The organism is Moorena sp. SIO4A1 (assembly GCF_010672065.1).
Classification (GTDB): domain Bacteria; phylum Cyanobacteriota; class Cyanobacteriia; order Cyanobacteriales; family Coleofasciculaceae; genus Moorena.
The window spans coordinates 39,227-62,484 of sequence record NZ_JAAHHX010000035.1 but is presented as its reverse complement, the minus strand read 5'-3'; the positions used below and the strand labels follow the sequence as shown (position 1 = coordinate 62,484).

Below are 23,258 nucleotides of genomic sequence, written 5' to 3'. Positions count from 1 at the left end.
ATTGTGTTGTCAGTAAACGAGAACTATCGTTTGAGTAGCGGAACTTAAACCAGGGTAAGCTAATGTAATTTTGTATCCAAAAATACATAAAAAAGTTATTTTTTAGTATGATAAAACTTTTAATCTGATGCGTCTATGTCAATAAGCTGCCTCCATTATCAATAATTTCGAGATTACAGTTAACCTGCATAAAAATCGGTGAAACTCTTGTGATAAGCTGTTCATAATTTCAATTACATATTCACAATTATAGAGCTTAAAGGATATTTTTTGATGTCACAAGATATGTCACAAGATAATTACCTTGTTGTGGGTGGAGGAGATGTAGGTTTAGCCACAGCAGTTCACCTGAGTTCTCAAGGCCATAACGTTGATCTGTTTTCTCGTCGTTCTTCTTCAATTAGTCAAACTAAGATTGTTCGTTCAACGGGTGTATGTTCACCGGGTAATTATCCAATTGCAGCTTGTTCTAACCAGATTGAGGAAATTGCCGCCACTCATGATGGCAAATTACCCAATAATATTGTGATTGGCTGTCGAGGTCAGGATGTTGAATCTTATGCCCGGATTTTGGGGCAATATATGACCCCTCAAACCAATATTTTATTGATCTGTTCTAGCCGTTTTTCAGGTCGAGTTTTCTGCAAAGTGTGGCAAAAAGAATTTGGCATGAGTGAAACCCAATTACCCGCAGTTGCAGATGTAAATAATACCCCCTTTGCCTGCCGAGGTAACGGTGACGACCAAGTAGCTATAAAGAGGTTTAAAAAACAGTTCAAAGTCGCTGCCCAAAACTCGGATATGACAGAGCGGATTGTTGCTACCTATCAAGGTTTGTTCGAGAATTTGCGTCCACTGTCTTCGAGTTTAGAAGTAAACTTGGATAAATGTAATGATGTTTTTCACGTTCCCTTAATCATCGCCTCTTTAACCAGATGGGAGCTGGGAGAAAATTATAATATTTACCGAGGTATGGGTCCTCGCACTGCTAATTTGATTGGTGATTTCGATCGCGATCGTCTAGCTATAGCCAAGGCATTAGGGTTTCCTGATCTAAGCGATATGTACGATTATTTTAAGACAGCCTATGGAACTACTGGCCCATCTTTTTACGAACACATTCACCAGATCAAAGCACTTGACAATTCTACTCTCAGGAATCCTCATCATCGCTATCTCTCAGAAGAATTACCCTTTGGGGCTTTTCCACTACAGGTGTTAGCCCGCCTAACAGGAGTAGATACCCCATTTTTAGATAGTTGTATTACTCTGGGGAGCAAGTTTATAGATGAACCTTTCACGTGGACTGCTGAGTTTCTAGAATTGGACACTCAATGGCTAGAGGAGCAACTAAGACATAAATAAAAAGAGTCGAGCTTGAATTTATGGAACTATGTAGCATTTTCTCTGGTTATACTGGGGATATATAGGGTATATCTCATTAAAGCTGTTTGATCCAGTGGTGCGTTACGGGGCGGGCTTTCCCAACCCTGGCTATGAGGTAGAAAATGACGGCGAGCCGCCCCTAACACACCCTACGCAATATTTTCAAAAGTGAATAACAGCAAAGGGAAAATGCTTACGTGCCTAGTACATCCGTCCTCCAGTCACCATCAGCAAGCATTTTTCTTCAGGGGAAATCCACCCGTCAAGAATCAACTTTTTACAGGCTGCCAAAGACAATGCTCCAGTGTGACAAGCAGAAATACCAGCTTGCTGTAAAACCTCATAGCTTTTCAGAAGTTCTGCTTGGGTTGGGGCAACAACCGTTCCTTGAGTGTCTAGAATTAGATCCCGCAAATAAGAGTAGGTTGCGGTAGGATTGCCTCTAAGAATAGCCTCAGCCTTTCCAGTGGGGTTGCGGATAATATCCTCATCAGCAATTTGTTCTCTATTAGCATGAAATGCCGTATACACAGGAGCACAAGTATCTTGCTGCACACCAACAAAACGAGGCATTTTCTTAATATACCCATTGGCTAAAAGCTGCTTGAAGCCAAAATATCCCCCATAAAACCCCATCCCGCTACTAATGGGTTGAAAGACTACATCAACTTGGAAGTCCATTTGGGTTGCTCCTTCCATATACCCTGTTTTGAGACCTTCCCGACGAAAGAAGTTGAAAAAGCCTCCTTCCCAAAATAGATTATGATCTTGAGCATAGTCTTTGGCCAACTTGCCAGTTTCCACAAAATCTACATCTGTTTCATGGATGGTGGCATAGGGACTCTGAAATTTTAAGCGATGTCTATGGGTTGAGGGAACAAAGACATGAACCCTAATTTGACCTTCAAGCTCTTTGGCCCAATACATAAAGCTAGAAGAAGAGTTGCCTGTAGAGGAGACTACAAATTCTTTAACTCCACCCCATAACAACCCTGGTGTTGCCATACAACTCTGTCTATATTTGGTGTTTCCGGTTGCTAAAGCCCCTTCTACTTTACAGTAAATGCCATCATGGTCAACATATTGAGCATTGTCGAATCGAATTAGAGGAGTTTCTGGACAATAAAATTCTGGCAGGGGTTTAATCGGAACAAAATCTTTAAAACGCTGCAGTCCGGAACCAGATTCTACCTTTTGATTACCTCTGTACACAACATTCAACACACCTCCATCGCAAGATTGGCAACGATAACGCAGTTCTAGCGGATATTCTTTACCACATACAGCACATTGGAGATGAGCCATAGAATTTGCTTCGATGTGTCCTGGTGTTAACACTTGCCAATACTCCGGACGTTTTTTTGACTGTTTTTTTGACTATTGTTCGATAGTCTTCCAGTAGTAATAATATCAGTTAATGACACCGCAACTTCTGGAGAGATGGGGAGATTGGCAGATCGGGTATCAAAATTCAGCACTTACGAACTCAGCACTTATGAACTCAAGACTCTCAAAATCAGCACTTCCAAGCCGTCACAATAGTGATCGGATTGAGAGGATTAAACCGAGTGAGCTTGCCCACAGGTACCGACTTCGATAACTGCACCTGTAACCATTGATAATTCCAAGGATCCCCCCTAACCCCCCTTAATAAGGGGGGGAAAGAATCCCCCCTCCTTAATAAGGGGGGGAAGGAATTTGCTCTAATCCCGCGCTCGGAAGGAGGGAAACGTTTAGATTCAAACCAACTATAGGCTGTATTAATATGCTCTACAGTTGCTAATGCTAACACTAAAATACAATCGAGGTCTAAGCGAGTATCACAGTAATCCAAAATTGAGTGCAAATTACCCCCACTACCGCCAATAAAAACCCGATTTGGTGTTGGTAAATTCTTCAAAACATCCGGTGCTGAACCATGAATTGAGGTAACATTAGTAACGCCCAAACGTTGACAATTTTGCTCAATCAAAGTACTCCCCATTGCTGTTTTTTCAATAGCATACACCTGAGAGGTGTTCGATAAACGAGCAATTTCAATGGAAACTGAACCTGTGCCTGCACCAATATCCCAAACTGTTTGCCCTGGTTTGAGGGCTAACTCTCCTAGTAACAGCAGCCTGATTTCTCGCTTGGTCATTAAACCAGGGCGATCGCTAAAACTAGTAAATGTCTGATCTGGTAATCCTAGTATCGGTAACGACTCTGGATCCAGGGATTGGTCAACGGAATCAGGGTGACGTAGTAATACCACCACATTCAGGGGCGCAAAGGTCTGGTTCAATACTGCTTCTACACCAAGACATTGCACCCGTTCATCCATACCTCCCAAATTTTCACATACCCAGAACTGGTAGCAACTGGGTAAATCTAGCGCTAGCAATAATTTAGCGATCGCTTCAGGTGTATTGGTGCCATCCGTCAACACCGCAATCTTGTCAACTCCCTGCTTCAAGGCTGGGATTAGTTGTTCCATAGAACGGCCATGAGCACTGATTACCTTAGCATCTTGCCAAGCAACCTTAATCCGACTGAAGGCCAGCTGAATCGCACTGACATGGGGATGAAACCTGAGGCTTGAGGGGGGAAGTTGGCTTAGGAGCAATCGTCCTAAGCCAAAAAACAATGGATCACCACTGACCAACACTACGATTAGGGTATCGTGATCCGCACCATCGAGCTGCTTACGAATTAATTCAATAGCGTCAGTAAAATTCCCCAATACCACTTGTGACCCTTGGTGGTTGGGAAAATAACCTAAATGGCGCTGACTTCCAACCAATAGCGTCGCTCGTTCTACGAGCTGCTTGACTTGATCAGTTAAGCTAGCTGCTCCGTCTAAACCAATGCCCACTACGTTGATCGAGGTCATGGTTTTGCTGCTATTGCAAAGGGAACAGGGAACAGGGAACAGGGAACAGGGAGTAGGGAACAGGGAACAGGGAGTAGGGAACAAAAATTATCACAATTCATTTAGGATTGCTATATCTGATCTTTAATCTGTTTTCAGAATAATAGGAATTAAGCTGGGAGTGTATTATAGCAACTGGCAAGACACCAAGGACAGAAAGAATACACAAAAGGGAGTTAATCGAAATTTACTCATCTCTTTTTTAGTTACCTTCGGGTCTTGTGGGCTTTTGGGATGTTTCATATCATGTTGAGATAAACAGTTATAAAAAAACATAGCTTCCTTCTGGTAGGTTATCTCCCTCCTCATCCCCTGTTCCCAGATCCGCTGTTCCCTGTTCCCTATTATTGAGTATTTATAACTGTTCAACCGAACATGATATTATTACTCACTCTCCCAAGCTAATACCATCAATCCATTCAAAATAGCTGCAGCCACTGGAGACCCTCCTTTAGCTCCTTCAACTCGAATCTGAGGGATGGATATCTTGGCCAAAGCAGCTTTCGACTCCAGCACTGAAACAAACCCAACGGTTGCGCCAATGACCAAAGCTGGTTTGACCTGAGAGTGGGACAACTGCTCACATAAAGCCAACAATGCCGTAGGGGCATTACCAATCACAAAAATAGCCCCTGGAAATTGCTCGAAACATCGGAGTAAACCAGTTTCCGTGCGCGTCTTTCCCGGCAGAGCGACTGGTGCCTGGTCTACTGCTACGATCAGGGGATTACCAAAGGTTTTTGCCACCATACTAGCTATCCCCTGTTTGACCATTCCTACATCTGTAACAATTGGTGTTCCCTGGCTCAGTGCAGAGATACCAGATGCGATCGCATTTTCACTAAACCGAAGCAGTTGGGTAAATTCAAAATCCGCCGTACTATGGATTACCCTCCGCACAATCCCATACTCAGCTGGATTAAACTGATGCTCCCCAATCTGTTGGTCAATAATGGCAAAACTTTGCTCCATAATCGGATGCATCGACAATGCTTTCATCTAAATCCCCACCCCATACTCTGCTCCAACTCAAACACTAAGCACGCGAAAGCACTCAAAACTCCAAAACTGGCCATTCTGGTTCCCGCAAGAAGCGCATCATATCGTCAAACTTCCTTAATTGAGCCTGCCGAATCGATAGTACACTCCCTTCTACTTCTAAGGCTTGGCCACTTAACTCGAATAGGATATTGCTAATGCGATCGCTATCCAACTCCTGGGGGATATCTCCGAAATATCCTAGAGTGATGTGAGCCGTAAAATGGTATTGCTGTTCAATACCTAGAGCCATTAAATCAGAATTTTGATAAATACACCGACGAAGCTGGGAAATGCGATTGTATGCCTGTTCATCCTGGGGTGCTAGACATACACCAATCGCCCTGGGCATCACCATTAAGCCCAATAGCTGCCAGCTAATAGGATTACCACCATTTGCTAAAGAGGTTTCCTGGCTGATACTGACAGACTTGTCAAAACTTGCCTGTATCGACTTAAGCAGTTGAGTTTCAAACTGTGGATTTTCAGCCGTGGCATCTCGGTAGGCATTTTCCCAAATCAAGTCAGCCAAGGTTAAATGAAAACTATCCGGGGGTATCGGTACCATTAAACCCGGGTCTAGTTGCTGGAGAAGCTCTTTTTGGAGCTGCTGCATGTTATCATAGAATGTTGAGTTATTAGTCTCTTCCTCCCAAGGTGGTGTGATTACAGTGTAACCAGGAAAAGGGGCAGGCTCTCTGCTGCCATTAGGGAGACGTTTAAACTTGGGTGACTCTTGGATATTGAGTAACTGCGATTGATAGGTTGCGGTTAGGGTAAGCCGTGTGACCCGATTTAGATAAGTTTGATATGTATCGTCCAATTTTGCCCCCTTACGTGTTCTGATATGGGAATTTACCTCTATTGGGGAAAGGATGACTTTGCCATGGCCCAAGCCCTGGACAAGCTCCGTCAATCCCTAGTTGACCCCAACTGGGCTAGTTTTAACTATGACAAAATTTCCCCAGACCAACCAGATGCCGTAATTCAAGCCTTGAATCAAGTCATGACTCCTCCGTTTGGCATGGGTGGACGTCTAGTGTGGTTAGTCGATACAACCGTTTGCCAGCAATGTTCGGACAATTTACTGGCAGAATTAGAGCGTACTATACCAGTCATTCCTAAACACTCCGTTTTGTTACTAACTACCCCCCATCGACCAGATCCACGACTCAAGTCCACGAAGTTACTGCAACAGTACGCCGAGATTCGGGAGTTTGCTCTGATTCCCCCCTGGAAGACCCAGCAGCTAGTGCATCGGGTCAAGTCGTACTCCGTTGAATTTGGAGTCAAACTAACCAATAGTGCAGCTGAACTCTTAGCCGAATCCGTTAGCAATGACACCCGACAGTTATTCAACGAACTGGAAAAATTACGACTCTACGCGCTGTATGACAGCCAACCGTTACAAGAAAGTACCGTTGCCACCCTGGTAGTGGCTAATACTCAAAATACCTTGCAACTGGCAGAGGCGATTCGGGCAGGGGATGGGGCAAAAGCCTTGGAGTTGTTGGCTGCCTTGATCAACCAGAATGAACCTCCTTTAAAGATTGTCGCTACCTTAATTACTCAGTTTCGTACCTGGTTGTGGGTGAAGTTGCTGGTGAGTGAGGGCGAAACCGATCCAAATGCGATCGCTAACACCGCCAATATCAATAACCCCAAACGAGTTTACTTCCTCAAACAAGACGTGGAGTTCCTTTCCCCCAAGCAACTCATCTCCACTCTGCGGGTGTTGCTGGAGTTAGACCTCAACCTCAAAACGGGAGCAGACCCCCTTTCAACATTACAAACTAAGGTGATACAACTTTGTGAAATCTTTAACAGTTCAAGAGTTTAGACCAGTCAGTGGCTTCACCCAGGCTAGCTTTAAGGTTGAAGGTTAAATTTTTTTTATACTCATGCTTGATATTTATCCTGTCTGCACTTCCCAATTCCCAGAAGCTCTTGCCTTATGAGGAACTTATCCCCCATAAATTAATTCACATTAAACTAGCCCTTAGTGGTTTTGGTTATTGTTTATTTTGCTTTTAATTGATCATCATGCTCACTGCTAACTCTCTAAAACTTAGCTTGACCCAACTTTTCTCCCAATCTCTACTTGTCGGAGGACTTACTGCTATTAGTTTGCTATCTGGATTTATCCCTGAGCTTTCTGAAGACTCTTATACCCTTGTTATTAGCACTTCAGCCTATGCTCAAGATGTCACCTCTGACATTAGTCCTAATGACGTCACTCAATATGCTGAAGTTCTATTACAAATAGAGCCTATTCGCGCATCTGCCTATGAAAAAATCACTACAATCCTAGGAGAGCCACCAGAAATTTTGTGCGATGACTCCGAGAGCATCAATAAGCTCCCCTCGACCGCCCAAGAGATTGCTAAAGATTACTGCCAACAGTCAGAGGTAATTGTCTCTAAGTATTTTCCCGAAGGAGGAAATAAACGCTTCAACGAAATTACTATTGAGATGCAAGATAATCAAACTTTACGGGAACAGATTCAAAGTGAATTAGTGCGTATTCAACAAGCAAAATTTGACGCTAGCTTTTAGCTAGATATAGCTCTAAGAATCAGCAACTTATTCCCTTGAAGCATAACTTCAACCATAACTTCAACCATAATTAAATGTTTTTGGTTAAAGCGTAAGGCTCTCAACGTTCCTCTTGGGCAAGCAGTAAGACGAGTTGTACACCTGGGAATTATCAATCAAGTTTACACCGATAATGGTATAGTTATCAGAAAAAGAACCATAATAGCTAGCCACTAGCAATAGTAAAAAATAGACTAATCCAGCTTTCGGCAAAGCCGACGCTGCGCGAACAGGCTAGCCAGTGCAGGTCGCTGATCTCCCAAAAAACTAATGAGCAAATTTATCTATCCCTTGGGATGGCTTGCCGGAATGATAGTGGTTTTGGTTGGATGTTCTTCCAGTCCAGACCCTGACCCCACGGCAGCTATCCCCACAGTAGCCTCATCTGAAGTGAAGAGTCAGGAATTGAAGAATTACGCCAAAGCTGTTCTGGCGATCGATCAAAATCGTCAAGGTGTCTACGAGGATATTCAGGAATTAACCAAAGACAAGGACAAGATAGTTCCTGAAATTAACTGCACCCAAGTAAAAACCATAGCAGCTCTACGTCGAAATATCCGAGATCTGGCTGTAAACTACTGTAACCGCTCGAAAACCATTGCTGAAAGTCATGACTTGACCATATCTCGATTTAATTCAATTACGGTTAGCGCTCAATCCGATCAGAAGTTACAACGGCGAATCCACAATGAACTAGTTCGCTTACAACAAAATTGATAATATGTCAAGCTTGTAGGGTGGGCAAAAGCGGTCAGCGGTCAGCGGTCAGCCGTGAGCTAAAGGCTCACGCTGCGCGAACAGCTTTGTGGCACAGGCTTCCAGCCTGTGACTTCACTGAGATTAAACCAATGCTTACCTGTTTTATTTCTTATTAAAAAGCTGATAGCTGATAGCTGATAGCTGATAGCTTACCTTTGCTCACCTTACTTTAATTGGTATTTTTTTTACACGCAAGCTTGTAGGGTGGGCAAAAACAGTTTGGTTCTTTTGAGTATTCACGATCAGATTACTTTGCCCACCCTACTTTAATTGGTATTTTAGTCTGAATTCAGCAATGGTCAATTTCCAATGCTCACCTTTACCAAACGCCTCACAGCTAATCAGAATACTAAAGTCGGTTTTACCCTCTCCTTGACAGCGGAAGAACGTACCCGAACGCGCCACCGCTTTGAAACAGCGGATGGTGAAAATTTGTATTTGCGTTTGCCTAGGGGCAGTGTCTTGCAGGATGGGGATTTACTGGAAGCGGAAGATACAAAGGTGATGATCCGAATTGCTGCTAAACCAGAACCGGTACTCACTGTCACCTCCCAAAAACCGGTGAATTTGCTGCGAGCTGCTTATCATTTGGGTAATCGCCATGTGCCTTTAGAAGTAACGGCTAGCTATTTAAGATTATCTCCTGACCCGGTTTTGCAGGCCATGTTAGAGCAGTTGGGGGTAGAGGTACACCAGGAAGTGGTACCGTTTCAACCAGAAATCGGTGCCTATCGACATTGAGAACGTTTAAGAGAACTGTAAAAAAAAGGCACACCTAAGTGCGCCTCTTGATCAATCCTTCGGAACAGAAGCCCGATGGTTAGCCTCTTGCCACAGCTGATAGAGAAAAAACTCAACAGCATAGTTCATTGCTGTTACAAAAATTCCCTCTTCATCCTCTGGATCTGACGTTAGCCAGGTGCCTTGTAGGCTTACTTCAACATATTCCGCATCACAAATCGATAATGCGATCGCATCTGTTTTGTCTTGCCGCACAAACACCTCTAATTGCCTGAGGTGGGGCAAGTTAGCTGGTAGCAAAAATGAGGCAGTGCTGGGTTCGATATAGAAACTTGCACCCGCACGGAGCGAGACAAGGGTTCGTGTGGTTACCCATTCTTCTAGGGATTGAGCCAAACGCTCTAGATAAAAGCTATTTTCGGTATAAATCAGTTTCAGCATTACCTGTAACCTCCTCCTCTAACCGATTGATTTGCTGTTGACGCCAAAACTGTTCCGCAAAAGCAACAGCTGGATGCATGGGTGCTTTGGGCTGCCTGGGTAATTTCATTCCCGCTTGGTGGGGAGTGCGGTTGCCTTTAAGGCTATTACAACTCTCACATGCCGTAACGACGTTGTCCCAACTGTGTTTTCCGCCTTTTGACCGAGGAATGACATGGTCAAGGGTTAGCTTTTTGGTGCTGCCACAGTATTGGCACCGATGCTTGTCCCGTCTTAAGACCTCCCGCCGATTTACTGGAGGAACTCGCCAAGTTGGTTCGGTTTCGGTAAGTATCAAGCGGATATGGCTTGGTACCAAGATCACTACACTAGGGGAACGGACTTTGTAGCCCTTACCACCAAAGAAATCGATTGGTTCAGCTTTGCCGGTAACCAACAGAGCAATCGCTCGTTTGATATTGACTCGATTAATAGGTAAGTAGTTTTTGGAAAAAACCACTACCGATTGCTTTAACACCTCAGTTGTGCTTGTCACGGATTGACTCCTCATAAACCAAACCCCCGCTTCTGTTTGTCAGGAGCGGGGGCGTTTAAGATTTTTTAGGGTAGGCTGATTGCTATGTCAGTAGTGCTAGCGTTCGCCTATACCTCCCGCTGTGTCTATTTAGTTTCAGATTGATCTCTGGCCGACAATTGACTGGTTGTGAATCATGCCTTCTATACTCGACTGTTCTCTGTGCGATCGAGTCATATTTGCCCCTAAACAAAAGCTCCACCCATATTGCCCCGAATCCAGAACCGCCGAAGCAGTTGATATCTGAGCAATTGGTGGAGGAGGTTAAATGATGACTCATAGAAGATGAAATGTTTGAAGGCGAAATTTGTGAAAAACGATTTTCAAGCCGCTTTTTAAATACTACACTTGTATTACGGGAATGTCCAGATATTTGGAGGAAAAAATTAATGCCTACACTCACCCGTCAAAACTCAACCACTGATATGGAAGTTACCAGCATCCGTCTGGAGCGACAGTTGAAAGATAAACTCAAAGAACTTTCTGGCACTCAGGGCTATCAAGCTCTGATTCGAGATATTCTCTGGAACTATGTCCAGCACAAGTCTGGTGATTATCGACCTCAATTTTGTAAGTCTGATATCAGAGCCAGCATTCAAGCGATCGCTGAGCGCAAAGAGCGTTGTGTACTAACTGGCAAGTATATAGAACCCCAAGAGCCCATGTTATTAGGACTTACGATCAACGGAGAGATGCTTCCCCTCAGTATCGGTAGTCTGTCCGACTGTTAAGCATTTGCCTCGATACAAGTGAAGAGACATGCGTTCGCTGAAAGCGGGGCTGAGGCCTTTGGCCACGCTTCGCGAACGCCCATCGCATGTCTCTTCTCAATCCTTGACTAGGCACTAACTAGGAACTTTTGTAGGTTAGTTAGCGAGTTGGAACCTTCAACTGTGGCACTTGCGGAAGCTCAAGTTTTGGTGCTTCTAGAACTGCTGGAGCTTCTGGTGTTGCTGGCATTTCTTCAGTGTCCATAGCTTCTGGGATTTCTTCAGTGTCCATAGCTTCTGGGGCTTCTGGCATTTCTGGCATTTCTGGCGTTTTAGTAGCTACTTGGAGATATAAATCAGAACCCAGTGTTAGTGGTAAATCATTTTCCGGATCAATGATTATAGGATTTTGCTGCTCCGGTTGTTGATTAGAATCACCACCAGTTAAGACACCAGTCAAAATATTAACCGCAGCACCTTCTAATGTTTGTGTCTCCGTATCATCAGGCTTAGCATCAGTAACCAGTTTCGAGGTAGCATTGATGGTGTTATAGGATAATTCACCAATTTTAAGTTTTTGAGCTACAAACTGAGTACCAAGAAACTCAGAACCACTATACCGAGGTACTAATTGACCCTCAATCTCGCTGTCTTTTGGAATTAAGACTATTCCTTGATCATTTTTGATGTCCTCAGCTACTAACAGCGTCATATCAATAGTTTCACCACGCTCCACAGCCACCTTGTCTGATACTGTGTAGGCTACATTAATCATTGTGCCTTTGGAAACTTGATATTCCTTAGTTTCAAAGGAGTCATCCTTACTAGTCATTGACTCAGTGGACTCAGTGGAATCAGTTTTTTCAGTTGTCTCAGTTGATTCCATCAGGCTGTCGTCACCCACAGGTTTAGTCTCTCCCGTCAGCTGAGCAATATATTGAGAGGCTGGATGTTGACTAGACAGGGGAGCTAATACCTCTTCATTCACTAAAGCTTGATGAATAAAGGCTGCCACTTCAGCACGGGTAGCAGGTTGACCAAAATCGAGATAGGTTACATTCGGGTAGTTAACCACCATAGCCTTTTCGGTAGCAGCCGCAACGCTATCTTTGGCATAGTCAGGGATTCGGGATAGGTCTTCATAGGAAGAGAGAGTGTTCTTGACTGAAGTGCTAGAGTATAAACCCAAACCATTGGTTAATGACACCAATACTTGTCCCCGAGATAGTGGCGAAGATGGACGTAGTTGGCTATTAGATTTATCCTGCTCAGTTAGGTTACGACTTACCCAATACTCAGCCACTTCACGATCAAATGTTTTGGGCAAGGCTAAATTATTTTCGCTGAAAGCTTGGCTCACCATCGCAGAGAACTGAGCGTAAGTAACAGCTTGATCAGGTTTAAAGGTGCCATTGGCATATCCATTTACCAGGTTTTCTGCTGCCAACCCTTCAATGAACGGTTTTGCCCAATGACCTTGAATATCAATAAAGCTAGTTTGGTTTGGAACCGCAATTACCATCGGCGCAGTCACACCAGTTACTATTCCCAACAGCAACATGGCAGTGCTTGTGGAATTCCAAGTAGACGCACTAGACATAGAACACAACTCTCCTGATTTAGATAACTCTTCCAGATAGCTCAACTCCTTAGTTATCAGAGTTGATAGCCTCTCAAACACCATCCCCAGACGCACAGGTGACCTGAAAGTTCCCAGGTTTTCAAAAAAAGATCGGTAGAGGTAGGCGAGTCAGATCAAGTCCGGTTAATCAGTTACAAAAGGGAATCGGGAATCGGGAATAGGGAATAGGGAATAGGGAATCGGGAGTCGGGAATCGGGAATCGGGAATCGGGAATCGGGAGTCGGGAATCGGGAATCGGGAATCGGGAATCGGGAATCGGGAATCGGGAGTCGGGGTAAGACGAAAATTTACTGTACCTCGTCAGTATGATAAACGCTATAAAAATGTTTCCTATCTCCCTATTTCCCCATCTCCCCATCTCCCTACTCCCTGCTCCCTGCTCCCTACTCCCTAAAACCCAGGACTTTCACGCCTCACCTATTTGATAAATACTATAAAAATACTATAGTCATGACTTATCGCCCAACAGCATCCACTTTGTTAACGCACCCTACAAGATGGGCGATTGGCTTTGGCCTTTGGGCCACGCGGGGCGCGTTTGGCCACGCTACGGGATTTACCGTTCGCACAGCGTCGGGCTTTGCCCGAAAGGTCACGCTACGCGAACGCACTATGCAATACCATTATTTTATTCTCCATAATGAGTTTTGGCGCGGTGAATATAGATCAGGTTCTGCTCATTGTCAATTGTGTAAATAATTCTATCTTTATAACTTAAACGCATAGAAAAGAAACCAGCAAGATCCCCCACCAGCTTTTTACCAGCATAAGGATTTATACTGATCGTGTCCTGAATCATTGTTTTGAGTTTTTGCTTTAATTTGGGCGTAAGTTTGGCAACATCCTTTTTAGCCTCTTTGGTAAAACGAACTTCGTAAACCATCAATCAATATCTCCCAAGACTTCATCTAGGGAGTAGGTTTCATTACTGTTTATTTGTTCAAGGGATCTTTGTAGGCTTTCCCTCATTCCAGGTATTGAAAGTAATTCTAAGGTTTCTTGTAAGCTTTCATAGTTTTTTCGAGAAATTAAAACAGCAGAGCCATTAGAAATCTCTATTTCATAAACTTTGTTTTCTTCTGTAACTGATTCAACTAGGTTAATTAACTCTTTTTGGGCAGCAGTAACCGTCAGTTTTTCCATTTTATTGATTTCCTATTTTTGTTATTATAGCAGTTTTAAATTCGGTAGAGAAGGAATATATTAGTCTGATCATATTTAGGAATCGCGTAAGCATTCAGCCGTCAGAAATGAAACCGGCAAGATGCCGGTTCCACCAAGATGCCCATTCCACAACAATATGCAATGCCTAATAACCTTGGCCTTGGCCTTTGGGCCACGCTACGGGAATGGCCACGCTACGGGAATGGCCACGCTACGCGAACAACCTTCAACCTAATCACCTACCCTTCAAAAAGGCCAAAGGCGAACAAGTTAATAACCTTCAACATCCCAACCTTCAACCTTCAACCTTCTAACCTTCAACCTTCAACCTTCTAACCTTCAACATCCCAACCTTCAACCTTCTAACCTTCAACCTTCAACCTTCTAACCTTCAACATCCCAACCTTCAACATCCCAACCTTCAACATCCCAACCTTCAACATCCCAACCTTCTAACCTACCCTACGGGAACGCCAAAGGCGAACAACTCCAAAAAAAAATAGCCGCAGAAATACCTTCCACGGCTAGGAAATTTTACTATGCCTGAACTTTGTACACCAACCCAGAAATAATCCGATCCGATTGGCCAAAGGTCACCCTAGGCGAACAGATTTGATTCTTGGGCTAGGGGGGGAACCCCCCCTACTAAGTTAGTCTAATCTAGAATTATGTACTTCGTCATAGTCGTGATGAATTCGCCAGGAATTCCAGTCGGCTGAAGGGGGCTCCAGTCGGAAATTTGGGCATAACGCAGTGCAGAAAGGGTATACATGGTGTTGCTTATTGCCCGGCGGGAGCCCTTCAGAATGTGCTGAACGGGGTATTTTTTTGGAGAAGGTTCCTGAGGAGTATTACTAGGAGTGATCTCCTCAGGATTGTTTTCTGGATTCGGGCGAAAGTTGTCAGGCATAGTTCAAAATTGGTTTTGAAGTTAAGGATATAATCATAACGATTATATCCTTAAGTGTCAAGGGTTTTTAGAAATTTTTTTTTGAGGGGTAATTGAAAGAAATCGTACGGTAATGGAATGGAAGCTTGTTTGAAAAAAAAGGGAATATGGGATAGGGATTGTAATGGTTTTAAGTCACTTTATGAGATAGGAAATACTTAATTGACCAAAGGTCAATCGCAAAGTGCCCCAGAATGCGATCGCGTAGCGGCTCGTACCGAGCATCCCGTAGCGGCTCGTACCGAGCATCCCGTAGCGTGACCATTCGCGTAGCGTGGCTTAAAGGCCAAGGTCAATCGCTTCCCAACAGAATTCCATAATCTTATATACTACTTTTTGAATGTAGAGAACCCAGAACCATGAAAAGCGATCACGATGGTCATCATCTCACCCTCGACTCATTCGAGAACGACAGGATCGTTCCCCTGCAATGGAAGGTAATTGGGACTGTTGCTGCCAGTAACACTCAAACAACTGACAAAAGTCGTCTACTTCACAGAACATACGGGTGATATCCAAACGCGATAGAATATTGGTCATACCTGGCTCAGACTCAATTGCTTCAAATCTAGTCGAGCGCCTTTCTTTCACCTTTGTGCAGTTCGTCCAACTCACGTTACAATAATAACGATTAAGGTAGCGAAAGAGTATTTTTTTTTCAATTCATTAGTTAACTAATTAACTAAATTTGTTGTTATGGCAATTGATCGGGTACCTGGCGTTTATGTAATCTCTCAAGATGAGGTTGGAATTGTCTATAAAAAGTTTGGTAGTCCTTTACCATCTAATCGTCAAATTGCTCTTAATGGAGAAATGGGTTGGCAGGTTGATACTCTTGGTCCTGGACGACATTTCCGCTCTAGGTTGACCTATAAAGTTTTCAAACAAAAGGCTATACAGATTGATAAAGATGAAATTGGATTAGTAACAGCCAACGATGGTGCTTCTCTTCCCACAGGTAAAATGTTTGGTAAAGTTGTCGAAGAATGTGATGACTTTCAAGATGGTCGTGCTTTTATCAACAATGGTGGTCAACGGGGTAGGCAGTTAGGTATTTTAAGAAATGGTATTTATCGGATTAATCCTCAACTTTTTTCTGTTGAAATAAGGCCAATTACTCATATTAATGACTATGAAATTGGCTTAGTAGAAGCGAAAGATGGCAAGCCACTTCCGATTGGGGGAAAAACCTTTGGTGATGCTGTTGAATGCAACAATTTTGAGGATGCTCAAGCATTTATTGATAATGGGGGATCTAGGGGACAACAGTTAAAGATTCTTACTACTGGCAAATACGCAATTAATACAGAACTTTTCAAAATTAAGAGAGTTGAACTTATCAAAATTGGAGTTAATGAAGTAGGGTTAGTGGAAGCAAGGGATGGTGAGCCACTTCCACTTGGTCAGAACTTTGGTAAAGTTGTTGAATGTGGCACTTTTCAGGACGCTGAAGCATTTATCAAAAACGGCGGTCAACAAGGGAACCAATTAGCAATTATTCCTCCTGGAATTCACTACATTAATACAGAGTTGTTTAAAGTTCACAATGTCCCACTAATTAATATTCGCTCAGGGGAGATAGGGCTAGTTATTGCTCAAGATGGTGCTGAACTACCACCAGGACAAATACTAGCTAAAGCTGTAGATTGCGAGAATTTTCAGAATGCTGAAGCCTTTCTCAACAACGGTGGTCAACAAGGTAAACAGCGAGCAATTCTTACTGAAGGTTACTATAGAATAAACACTGAACTATTTACAGTAGTTACTACTGACAATGCCAAGCAATATGGACTGAATCCAGAACAATTAAAAGTTTACAGAGTTGAATCAGGTAAAATTGGTATTGTTACCACTTTTGATGGTAAGCCCTTACCAGGAGGGGACATTGCGGGAGCAGTTATTGAGGGACATAATAAGTTTCAGGAGCCACAGGAGTTTATTGATAAAGGTGGCTATCGAGGTTTACAAGAAGAATTTATCGAAGAAGGTTTTTGGAGTTTAAATCCTTGGTTTGTGGAAGTTGAACAAGTTCCTTTAACTAATATTAAAACTGGAACAGTTGGAGTTTTAATCTCAAATGTTGGTAAGAATAGCCAAGCAAATCAAGAGCAAACTACTTATGGTTCTCAGTTTAATATCGGGTATAAAGGGATTCAGAACATACCAATAGAAGCTGGAACACATCCTATCAATACAAGAGTGAAAAGTATAGTAATAGTTCCTGTCCATGAAATAACTTTGGACTGGAGGACAGATAAAAATAAACCAGCAACCAACTACGATTCTAATTTGGAAACCTTAAAGCTTCGCTCAAAAGATGGCTTTATTTTGAATCTTGAAGTCACACAGGTTATTAATATTTATCCCAAAAATTCCCCTAAAATGATATCTCGTGTGGGTTCACCAAATGCTAATAGTTATAAGCAAGTTGAGGAACAAGGAGGAGTTCTTAGCTGCTTGTCTAATGGTGCGGTTAAATATAGCTCCATTAAAAACCTTGTGAATAGGGTATTAGAACCGATGGTTGATAATTACTTCCGTAATTCCGCTCAAGAATATAATGTCTTAGACTTCTTACAACAACGGGATCAAATCCAGGAACGAGCTACAGAACATATCAAAAGTGCTCTTAATGCTTATGGTGTTGAAGCGGTTGGTACTTTTATCAACGAAATTGGCTTACCAGCTGAACTTCAACACCTAATACAGGCTCCAACAATTAAAGATAATTTAAATTCACTAGAAAAATTCTTGCTATGGTCTGCTGGTGCAGATCATGATATTTTGGCACAAAAAGAATGTTTGACAGAACGATATAAATATACAGCAATTGGTACCACGGTTTTGCTAACATCAACAACGGCTATTTTTTCCGGTGGTTATGCTCTTTTTACAGTATTCGGTTCTGTAGCAGCTTCTTGTGTAGGAGGAACTTTTTGGAGTTTTATAGTTTTTAACTTAGATCGTTTTTTAATTTTAAGCTCTAAGAGAAGAAAATCGGATTCAAATTCAAACTTGCCATTTATTGCAGCAACAATTCTTCGATTAGTAATAGCCTTATTATTGAGCTTTGTGGTTGCTAAACCCCTTGAATTGAGGCTTTTTGAAAAAGAAATTAACCAGAAAATAGAACAAGATAAAAATGAGATAAGAGAAGAAAAAATTAACGAACCAATAAAAGAATTGGAGCAAGAAATTAAAGGATTAAATCAAGAAAAGGACAAGTATAAAAATGAATGGAAGGACGCCGAAAATGTGGCTAATGCAGAAGCAGAAGGTACACAGGGAACAGGCCAATTTGGAAAAGGAATTGTTTATCAAGACAAACGAAATTATGCAGATGAAATAAAACAAAAATTTATTGAATTAGATAATAAAGTTAAGGATAAAGAGGAAAAAATAGAGAACCTTAGGCAAGAACGTAACCTGATTTTGCAGTCACCAGACAGTAACTTAGAACAACTGAAAGAACAAATTGACAAAGAATCAGATGGCTTCTTAGCCCGTCTTGTTGCTTTAGAAGAACTATCTAAAGACGATCCGAATATTCGTAATATTAATTGGCTAATAACTGCCTTATTCGTCACTATTGAAATCTCACCTATATTAGTTAAACTTTTGTCTGGCAAAGGTCCTTATGATTATTTACTTGAACAGAAAGAAAGTCAGGAAAATTATAATGAATATTTCCGCATTAAAAAAGAACAAAGACTTCTATTATCTGAAGAATTATCAAAAAAATACATGAAAAAAATTAATGATTTTGAACAGTAAATTAGTAAGGATTCAGGTCTCGAAAGAAGGGATGAGGGAAGGAGGTTCCGTTAAATGACCCGATTGAGCCATGAGAGCTTGCTCGTTCGCGTAGCGTGACCAAAGGTCAAAGAAATCCATCACCGACCGTTGTTGAAAACGACAAGTTTGGACTGGTCCCTGTTGACGCACTAATTGAACAGTTAAAGGAGAGACACCCATATCTGCTAAAAACTTCATGCTGCACTTCTACTGAAGAGCCGAACTTGCTCACTAACTAAAAATGCTGCATACAGAAGACTAGCTTTAATATCTTCTGCTTCTAGATAGGGATAAGCTTCAATAATTTCGTTGACATCCATACCGTCGGCTACCAAACTCAGTACTAGAGATACTGTAATCCTCATGCCTCGAATACAAGCACGTCCTCCCATTATTTGGGGATCAAAGCGATGCAGCAAGGGAACAGGGGAGGCAGCGCGGTCTTGGGGGTTCCCCCCATGAGCGACTGCCGTGGTTTCCCCCACTCGCGCTTTGCATCAAGACAGGTAATGCGTTCAAATACCAGTTTATTATCTGTCATAGCTCACACCTTGTATAGTGGTTTTTAATTGAGTGAGGTACTTCAGTCCTGGGTTTTAGGGAACAGCGGATCTGGGAACAGGGAACAGAGAAGAGGCAAGAGGAATCCCCCCTAACCCCCCTTAGTAAGGGGGGCGGGCAAGAGGCAAGAGGGAAAAAATCCTGTGTACCTCATTAGGCTATAAATTGCTGTATTTTTCTTCACTATATTAGTAATTCCCTTACTTGATGGGATCAGCTCCGCTAGTGCCGTAGGCGATCGCAATTCCAAGAGCCCCAGATGATTTCCTACGATATTGTCGGGTGGACGGGTGAGTTTTCGGTGCGTTACACTTTGTTAACGCACCCTACAAGATGGGCGATTGACCTTGGCCTTGGCCTTTGGGCCACGCTACGCGAACGCACTTTGGAGTAATGACTTCCTAGTCAGTATTGCCAATTCACAAAGCAACTCACAAAGCAACTATGAAAAAACCAACCTTAGATGCAGCCTCTAGAAAACCGACTGAAGAAAATCCCGAAGAAATACGCCAAAAATTTACCGCTCTTGCTTCCCAAGGTCGTCAAGAAGTAGAGGCGTTATCCTCGACTGTCGAAATGTCAAAACATCCCGCTTATCAAGAAATCATCAAGATGGGAGAAGGGGTAATTCCTTTTTTATTGGAAGATTTGCAGCAAAACCCGCTCTATTGGTTGCCTGCTTTAGGTCAGATTACCTAAGAAAACCCAGTTCTGCCAGAACAACGGGGAAAAATCAAACTAATGGCTCAAGCATGGTTAAATTGGGGAAGACAAAAGGGTTATATTGCTTGAGTTTTTCATGGGAGAAGCTATACACTTAGAGTTACGTTTTCCTAATTTAGCGCGGACTCAATATACTGTTACCAGTCCAAAATCCCAAGAATATAACTGTTTTGCTTGGGTGGCTGGCGATCGCGAAAGATGGTGGCAACCTACGCCAGAATATCAGTTTTATTGGGTTGAATGCGTACCGAAAGAAGAAACATTATCTGCCTATATTCAAGCCTATCAAACATTGGGTTATACACCATGCCAGAGCGAGTTTCTAGAGTTTGGTTATGAGAAAATTGCGCTATAGCAATTCTCATAGTCATGAGGTACAGTAACAGCAGTGAGTAAACCAATTCCGAATATCTTCCTTAGTGACTTTTAAGATGGCATCGGCAATCCCCTCTATTAAATCTTTGTAAGTTCTGGCTTTAATCTTTTTCAAGATTGCTTTGACTTTTGACCAAAAATTTTCGATGTCTTGATGCAATAGCGAGTGGTTTGTTCGCGTTCGCCTTTGGCGTGGCCTACGGCCAAGCGTCGGCTACGCCGAAGTTACCGTTTCGAGAGGGTCGCCTTATTAAAAAATATTTAACCAAAGGTGCGCTTTCCGTAGGCGAATTAAATTCGCCACGGGTCGCACCTCTTTTCTGCATAACCTGCTGACATTAAAGGCTCCACTCTCTAAGGTTTCGTCTCCGGGGAAACCCCCAAGACCGCGCTGCATCGCTTGGTGAAAACTCGGGAGAATAGGGGGGTAAATAAATCAGTTTTGCTCCCGCTTGTTCAATTAATTCTCTAACCATTTCTCCTTCATGGATTTTAGCATTATCCATTATTACACAGGCATTTTTACAGAAATAACTTAGTAACTAAATTTTTAGCAATAACTGCTTCAAAAGTTACTCGATTAACTCCTCCAGATATATTACTAGATGCCACGACTTTTTATAAAGATAAAGCACCTATTACGGAGATATTTTTGCCTCAGGCTCTTTTCAGTGGTTTTTTACCTCTGGCTCTTTTCCCTTTTAAGGCTCTAGCATACATCCTAACCATTGTCAAGATGCAGTCGCTCATGGGGGAAACCACGGCAGACCGCGAGTGGGGGAGACCACGGCAGTCGCTCATGGGGGGAACCCCCAAGACCGCGCTGCCTCCCCAAGACCGCACTGCCTCCCCAAGACCGCGCTGCATCGCTGCTAAATTTACTCCCGATTCATCTATTAAAATCAAATATTATGCCGGGATATCTCGGATATCTGACCAAAACTTTAGTCGTTTTATTTGGACTATTTCTGACTCTTTTTCCGCTGCATATAATGTTTTTTTTTAAGTATAATCGAGTTGTTTGATTAGTCTTGCCATCGTGGCTCGACTTACGCGAATTTGGATCTTTATTTCTAGTAAATCACAAAGTTCAACTAACGTAGCATCATTATTTGTTTCAATTATTTCTCCCAAATCTATTAATTGCTCGACCCTAAGTTTGCGTGGCGGACTTACCCCTTGACGTTGCTGTGCGACCCCGGTCGGGAAACCCGACCTAGGGAATGCGCACCAAGAGAGGGGTTTAATATCTCCGGTTTCTCGATGTTGTTTTAGTAATTTTTGAATAAAGCTTTTGGCTACACCAAAACGTTGAGCTAAGTTTCGGATTGATAAATTTTATTTTTTATGGATTTCTAGAATTTTTTGCCGAAAGTCAAGAGAGTAAGGTTTCATCCGAAATTTGTATCACTAACTATCTAATCTATTTATTAGTGTACCTCATAGCTATGAGAAACGCTATAGCACTAAGAGGATATCTGAAAAGTTTTTTTATACTGAATTTTGCCCCCCTAGCCCCCCAACTTTGGGGGGAATAAGAGTCAATTTGCTTCTAAAAGTCCCCCAAAATTGGGGGATTTAGGGGGCTTGGATGTAGCAAATGAGACTTCTCAGACAACCTCTAAGATGGCAGATTAGGAAAGATTAGGACGTATAGATTTTCTTTGTGTTCTTTGTGGCTTTGTAGTGAGTTCTCCTCGTGTCCTAACACCTAATACCTAATTCACCAACTGAGCAAGAGTTGCTTCCATAACAGCCCTTGTTTGACCTAAGACTGTGAACACCAATGCCTCACGATATACTCGCTGTGCGCCATGATGTCGGTAATTAGCGGCACCACTAGAAACAGTAACTGCTGCTGCAGTACAACGTTGCGCTAAATTAATTGCCCAAGCGCGGAGTTGTAGCCGTTCTTCGCAAGACTGAGAATCAGGTGTTAGTGCCGCCATCATTGCTGATTGACAACGTTTGAGTTCTTCGTTGAAGGCATCAAATGCTTGCTTGATGAAGGGAAGTTGTTTAGTCTGGTAAACAGCCTCTATGATATCGAGACCTGCTCTAGTATTGCCCAAGCAGTCAAACCCGTGATTCAGAACATTCTTTCGATCGTTCTCATGAATTGCACCAGTGGGTTTAATGAAGACAACACGCTCTTCAGGTAAGAACCAATGAGTAAGCTCTGCCGTAACGGTATTGGTTGAGGACATTGCCCCTAATTCCATTGGCTTACTAAAAGTAATTGCTCCCCCAGTCTCTTGCATGGTTTCAATAAACGGCAACATACCATAAACTGCCCGACCATCGGGAAGTGTTGCACCCAAAATAAAATCTTGAAAGAAACCAAAACCCGTTACCCAAGGTACTTTTCCTTCTATCTGATACCCACCTGCTACAGGAATAGCTTTAACCATTGACTTGCCTTGGCGTCGCAGATGGGAAAAGCCAATGCCAAGCAACACCTGTCCTTGGCTCATATAAGGCAGATATTGCCACTTTAAAGATTCATTGTCAGTGTTGGTGAGGAATTCTCCTGCACTTTGGTGTTGGGTGTGCAGAAATGCCAACGCACCAGAGTAACGGGGAATGAGCTGCTGGAAGTGGCGAAAGGTTAGCTCACTAACTCCAGTACCTCCCCAAACCTTAGGAATCTGCAGTGCCAATAAAGAGCGAGCACCCATTCCCTGAAGTGCCGCTCTTAATACTTCTGGATTATCATCAATTTCTGACGCTACTGGTGCAACAAACTCCCGGAGATAAGACTCAGCAATTTCTAACAGCGCTTGTTGCTCATCTCGATTACTCTCTGTGTTCTCTGTGACTCTGTGGTGAGTTCTACTCATGTCCTAACGTATTCCCATAGTGGTTAAAAACACCGAACTCAGGATGCTTTAGG

At 42.8% G+C, this 23,258-nt stretch carries 28 protein-coding genes and 3 pseudogenes; 12 read left to right on the top strand and 19 right to left on the bottom strand.

Annotated elements, in window-relative coordinates; translation table 11 throughout:
- Positions 1-273 precede the first annotated feature (273 nt).
- A complete protein-coding gene (locus F6K53_RS22200) occupies positions 274-1,365 on the top strand; it encodes an NAD/NADP octopine/nopaline dehydrogenase family protein (protein ID WP_293023378.1) in 1,092 nt (363 codons plus the stop codon).
- A gap of 222 nt (positions 1,366-1,587) precedes the next feature.
- On the opposite strand, the gene F6K53_RS22195 is transcribed toward F6K53_RS22200, so the two are convergent.
- From F6K53_RS22195 to F6K53_RS22180, 4 genes are all read right to left on the bottom strand, one after another.
- Positions 1,588-2,724 (bottom strand): pyridoxal-phosphate dependent enzyme, encoded by a 1,137-nt coding sequence (locus F6K53_RS22195; protein ID WP_293023380.1) that lies wholly within the window; start codon positions 2,722-2,724, stop codon positions 1,588-1,590.
- Positions 2,725-2,902: 178 nt separating this feature from the next.
- A complete protein-coding gene (gene cbiE, locus F6K53_RS22190) occupies positions 2,903-4,258 on the bottom strand; it encodes a precorrin-6y C5,15-methyltransferase (decarboxylating) subunit CbiE (RefSeq protein ID WP_293023383.1) in 1,356 nt (451 codons plus the stop codon).
- A gap of 423 nt (positions 4,259-4,681) precedes the next feature.
- Entirely contained in the window at positions 4,682-5,296 is a 615-nt protein-coding gene (locus tag F6K53_RS22185) for a cobalt-precorrin-8X methylmutase (protein ID WP_293023385.1), read from the bottom strand.
- A gap of 55 nt (positions 5,297-5,351) precedes the next feature.
- Positions 5,352-6,158, bottom strand: a complete 807-nt coding sequence (locus F6K53_RS22180; RefSeq protein ID WP_293023387.1) for a DUF1868 domain-containing protein — start codon at positions 6,156-6,158, stop codon at positions 5,352-5,354.
- 24 nt (positions 6,159-6,182) lie between these two features.
- Here F6K53_RS22180 and holA point away from each other — a divergent pair, with 24 nt between their 5' ends.
- The 4 genes from holA to ureE all read left to right on the top strand — a co-directional run bounded on the left by holA (position 6,183) and on the right by ureE (position 9,430).
- Positions 6,183-7,175, top strand: a complete 993-nt coding sequence (gene holA, locus F6K53_RS22175) for a DNA polymerase III subunit delta (RefSeq protein WP_293023390.1) — start codon at positions 6,183-6,185, stop codon at positions 7,173-7,175.
- 203 nt (positions 7,176-7,378) lie between these two features.
- A complete protein-coding gene (locus F6K53_RS22170) occupies positions 7,379-7,891 on the top strand; it encodes a DUF4168 domain-containing protein (RefSeq protein ID WP_293023392.1) in 513 nt (170 codons plus the stop codon).
- 309 nt (positions 7,892-8,200) lie between these two features.
- The gene (locus F6K53_RS22165) at positions 8,201-8,647 is read left to right on the top strand and encodes a DUF4168 domain-containing protein (RefSeq protein WP_293023394.1); all 447 of its coding nucleotides are present in this window, start codon (positions 8,201-8,203) and stop codon (positions 8,645-8,647) included.
- Positions 8,648-8,998: 351 nt separating this feature from the next.
- The gene (ureE, locus tag F6K53_RS22160) at positions 8,999-9,430 is read left to right on the top strand and encodes an urease accessory protein UreE (protein WP_293023396.1); all 432 of its coding nucleotides are present in this window, start codon (positions 8,999-9,001) and stop codon (positions 9,428-9,430) included.
- A 51-nt stretch (positions 9,431-9,481) separates the two neighbouring features.
- On the opposite strand, the gene F6K53_RS22155 is transcribed toward ureE, so the two are convergent.
- Both F6K53_RS22155 and F6K53_RS22150 read right to left on the bottom strand, forming a co-directional pair.
- The gene (locus tag F6K53_RS22155; protein WP_293023398.1) at positions 9,482-9,871 is read right to left on the bottom strand and encodes an alr0857 family protein; all 390 of its coding nucleotides are present in this window, start codon (positions 9,869-9,871) and stop codon (positions 9,482-9,484) included.
- Positions 9,843-10,421, bottom strand: a complete 579-nt coding sequence (locus F6K53_RS22150) for an HNH endonuclease (RefSeq protein ID WP_075899055.1) — start codon at positions 10,419-10,421, stop codon at positions 9,843-9,845. Before F6K53_RS22150 ends, F6K53_RS22155 begins: the two co-directional genes overlap by 29 nt.
- Positions 10,422-10,834: 413 nt before the next feature.
- Between F6K53_RS22150 and F6K53_RS22145 the strand changes: the two genes are divergently transcribed.
- On the top strand, positions 10,835-11,176 hold the full coding sequence (locus tag F6K53_RS22145; RefSeq protein ID WP_293023401.1) for a hypothetical protein: 342 nt from the start codon (positions 10,835-10,837) through the stop codon (positions 11,174-11,176).
- Positions 11,177-11,315: 139 nt separating this feature from the next.
- Here F6K53_RS22145 and F6K53_RS22140 read toward each other — a convergent pair whose 3' ends face one another.
- The 4 genes from F6K53_RS22140 to F6K53_RS22125 form a co-directional block, all read right to left on the bottom strand.
- Entirely contained in the window at positions 11,316-12,755 is a 1,440-nt protein-coding gene (locus tag F6K53_RS22140) for an S-layer homology domain-containing protein (RefSeq protein WP_293023403.1), read from the bottom strand.
- Positions 12,756-12,928: 173 nt separating this feature from the next.
- Positions 12,929-13,156, bottom strand: coding sequence for a hypothetical protein (locus F6K53_RS22135; protein ID WP_293023406.1), 228 nt, complete (start codon positions 13,154-13,156; stop codon positions 12,929-12,931).
- A gap of 270 nt (positions 13,157-13,426) precedes the next feature.
- A complete protein-coding gene (locus F6K53_RS22130) occupies positions 13,427-13,681 on the bottom strand; it encodes a type II toxin-antitoxin system RelE/ParE family toxin (RefSeq protein ID WP_075899051.1) in 255 nt (84 codons plus the stop codon).
- On the bottom strand, positions 13,681-13,941 hold the full coding sequence (locus F6K53_RS22125; RefSeq protein ID WP_293023410.1) for a type II toxin-antitoxin system prevent-host-death family antitoxin: 261 nt from the start codon (positions 13,939-13,941) through the stop codon (positions 13,681-13,683). The genes F6K53_RS22130 and F6K53_RS22125 overlap by 1 nt, the downstream gene beginning before the upstream one ends.
- Positions 13,942-14,079: 138 nt before the next feature.
- On the opposite strand from F6K53_RS22125, the gene F6K53_RS22120 reads away from it, so the two are divergent.
- A complete protein-coding gene (locus F6K53_RS22120) occupies positions 14,080-14,298 on the top strand; it encodes a hypothetical protein (RefSeq protein WP_293067031.1) in 219 nt (72 codons plus the stop codon).
- 319 nt (positions 14,299-14,617) lie between these two features.
- On the opposite strand, the gene F6K53_RS22115 is transcribed toward F6K53_RS22120, so the two are convergent.
- The 3 genes from F6K53_RS22115 to F6K53_RS22105 all read right to left on the bottom strand — a co-directional run bounded on the left by F6K53_RS22115 (position 14,618) and on the right by F6K53_RS22105 (position 15,502).
- Entirely contained in the window at positions 14,618-14,872 is a 255-nt protein-coding gene (locus F6K53_RS22115) for a hypothetical protein (protein ID WP_293023417.1), read from the bottom strand.
- A gap of 212 nt (positions 14,873-15,084) precedes the next feature.
- Positions 15,085-15,207, bottom strand: a complete 123-nt coding sequence (locus F6K53_RS22110; protein WP_293023419.1) for a hypothetical protein — start codon at positions 15,205-15,207, stop codon at positions 15,085-15,087.
- 91 nt (positions 15,208-15,298) lie between these two features.
- A complete protein-coding gene (locus F6K53_RS22105) occupies positions 15,299-15,502 on the bottom strand; it encodes a hypothetical protein (protein WP_293023421.1) in 204 nt (67 codons plus the stop codon).
- Positions 15,503-15,607: 105 nt separating this feature from the next.
- On the opposite strand from F6K53_RS22105, the gene F6K53_RS22100 reads away from it, so the two are divergent.
- The gene (locus tag F6K53_RS22100; RefSeq protein ID WP_293023424.1) at positions 15,608-18,685 is read left to right on the top strand and encodes a DUF4407 domain-containing protein; all 3,078 of its coding nucleotides are present in this window, start codon (positions 15,608-15,610) and stop codon (positions 18,683-18,685) included.
- Positions 18,686-18,697: 12 nt separating this feature from the next.
- Here the strand turns inward: F6K53_RS22100 and F6K53_RS22095 are convergent, their stop codons facing one another.
- Together F6K53_RS22095 and F6K53_RS22090 are read right to left on the bottom strand one after the other, a co-directional pair.
- Positions 18,698-18,904, bottom strand: a complete 207-nt coding sequence (locus F6K53_RS22095) for a hypothetical protein (protein ID WP_075899041.1) — start codon at positions 18,902-18,904, stop codon at positions 18,698-18,700.
- Positions 18,901-19,098 carry a DUF433 domain-containing protein gene (locus F6K53_RS22090; RefSeq protein WP_293023443.1) on the bottom strand — a complete coding sequence of 66 codons (198 nt, stop codon included), beginning with the start codon at positions 19,096-19,098 and terminating at the stop codon, positions 18,901-18,903. Before F6K53_RS22090 ends, F6K53_RS22095 begins: the two co-directional genes overlap by 4 nt.
- Positions 19,099-19,526: 428 nt before the next feature.
- Between F6K53_RS22090 and F6K53_RS22085 the strand changes: the two genes are divergently transcribed.
- From F6K53_RS22085 to F6K53_RS22075, 3 genes are all read left to right on the top strand, one after another.
- The gene (locus F6K53_RS22085; RefSeq protein WP_269086991.1) at positions 19,527-19,661 is read left to right on the top strand and encodes a hypothetical protein; all 135 of its coding nucleotides are present in this window, start codon (positions 19,527-19,529) and stop codon (positions 19,659-19,661) included.
- Between the two features lie 50 nt (positions 19,662-19,711).
- Complete coding sequence (locus F6K53_RS22080; RefSeq protein WP_143727581.1) at positions 19,712-19,966, top strand: hypothetical protein; 255 nt, start codon at positions 19,712-19,714, stop codon at positions 19,964-19,966.
- 100 nt (positions 19,967-20,066) lie between these two features.
- Entirely contained in the window at positions 20,067-20,345 is a 279-nt protein-coding gene (locus F6K53_RS22075) for a hypothetical protein (RefSeq protein WP_075899039.1), read from the top strand.
- Positions 20,346-20,357: 12 nt separating this feature from the next.
- Here F6K53_RS22075 and F6K53_RS22070 read toward each other — a convergent pair.
- Both F6K53_RS22070 and F6K53_RS22065 read right to left on the bottom strand, forming a co-directional pair.
- Positions 20,358-20,513: pseudogene (locus F6K53_RS22070) on the bottom strand (IS630 family transposase); the annotation flags it as partial.
- Positions 20,514-20,760: 247 nt separating this feature from the next.
- Positions 20,761-21,100: pseudogene (locus F6K53_RS22065) on the bottom strand (transposase); the annotation flags it as partial.
- Here F6K53_RS22065 and F6K53_RS22060 point away from each other — a divergent pair.
- Entirely contained in the window at positions 21,018-21,371 is a 354-nt protein-coding gene (locus tag F6K53_RS22060; protein ID WP_293023446.1) for a hypothetical protein, read from the top strand. The pseudogene F6K53_RS22065 and the gene F6K53_RS22060 overlap by 83 nt on opposite strands.
- Here F6K53_RS22060 and F6K53_RS22055 read toward each other — a convergent pair.
- Positions 21,278-21,760 (bottom strand): annotated as a pseudogene (locus F6K53_RS22055) (hypothetical protein); the annotation flags it as partial. The gene F6K53_RS22060 and the pseudogene F6K53_RS22055 overlap by 94 nt on opposite strands.
- Positions 21,761-22,083: 323 nt before the next feature.
- Positions 22,084-23,205, bottom strand: coding sequence for an acyl-CoA dehydrogenase family protein (locus F6K53_RS22050; RefSeq protein WP_075898734.1), 1,122 nt, complete (start codon positions 23,203-23,205; stop codon positions 22,084-22,086).
- Between the last annotated feature and the right edge of the window lie 53 nt (positions 23,206-23,258).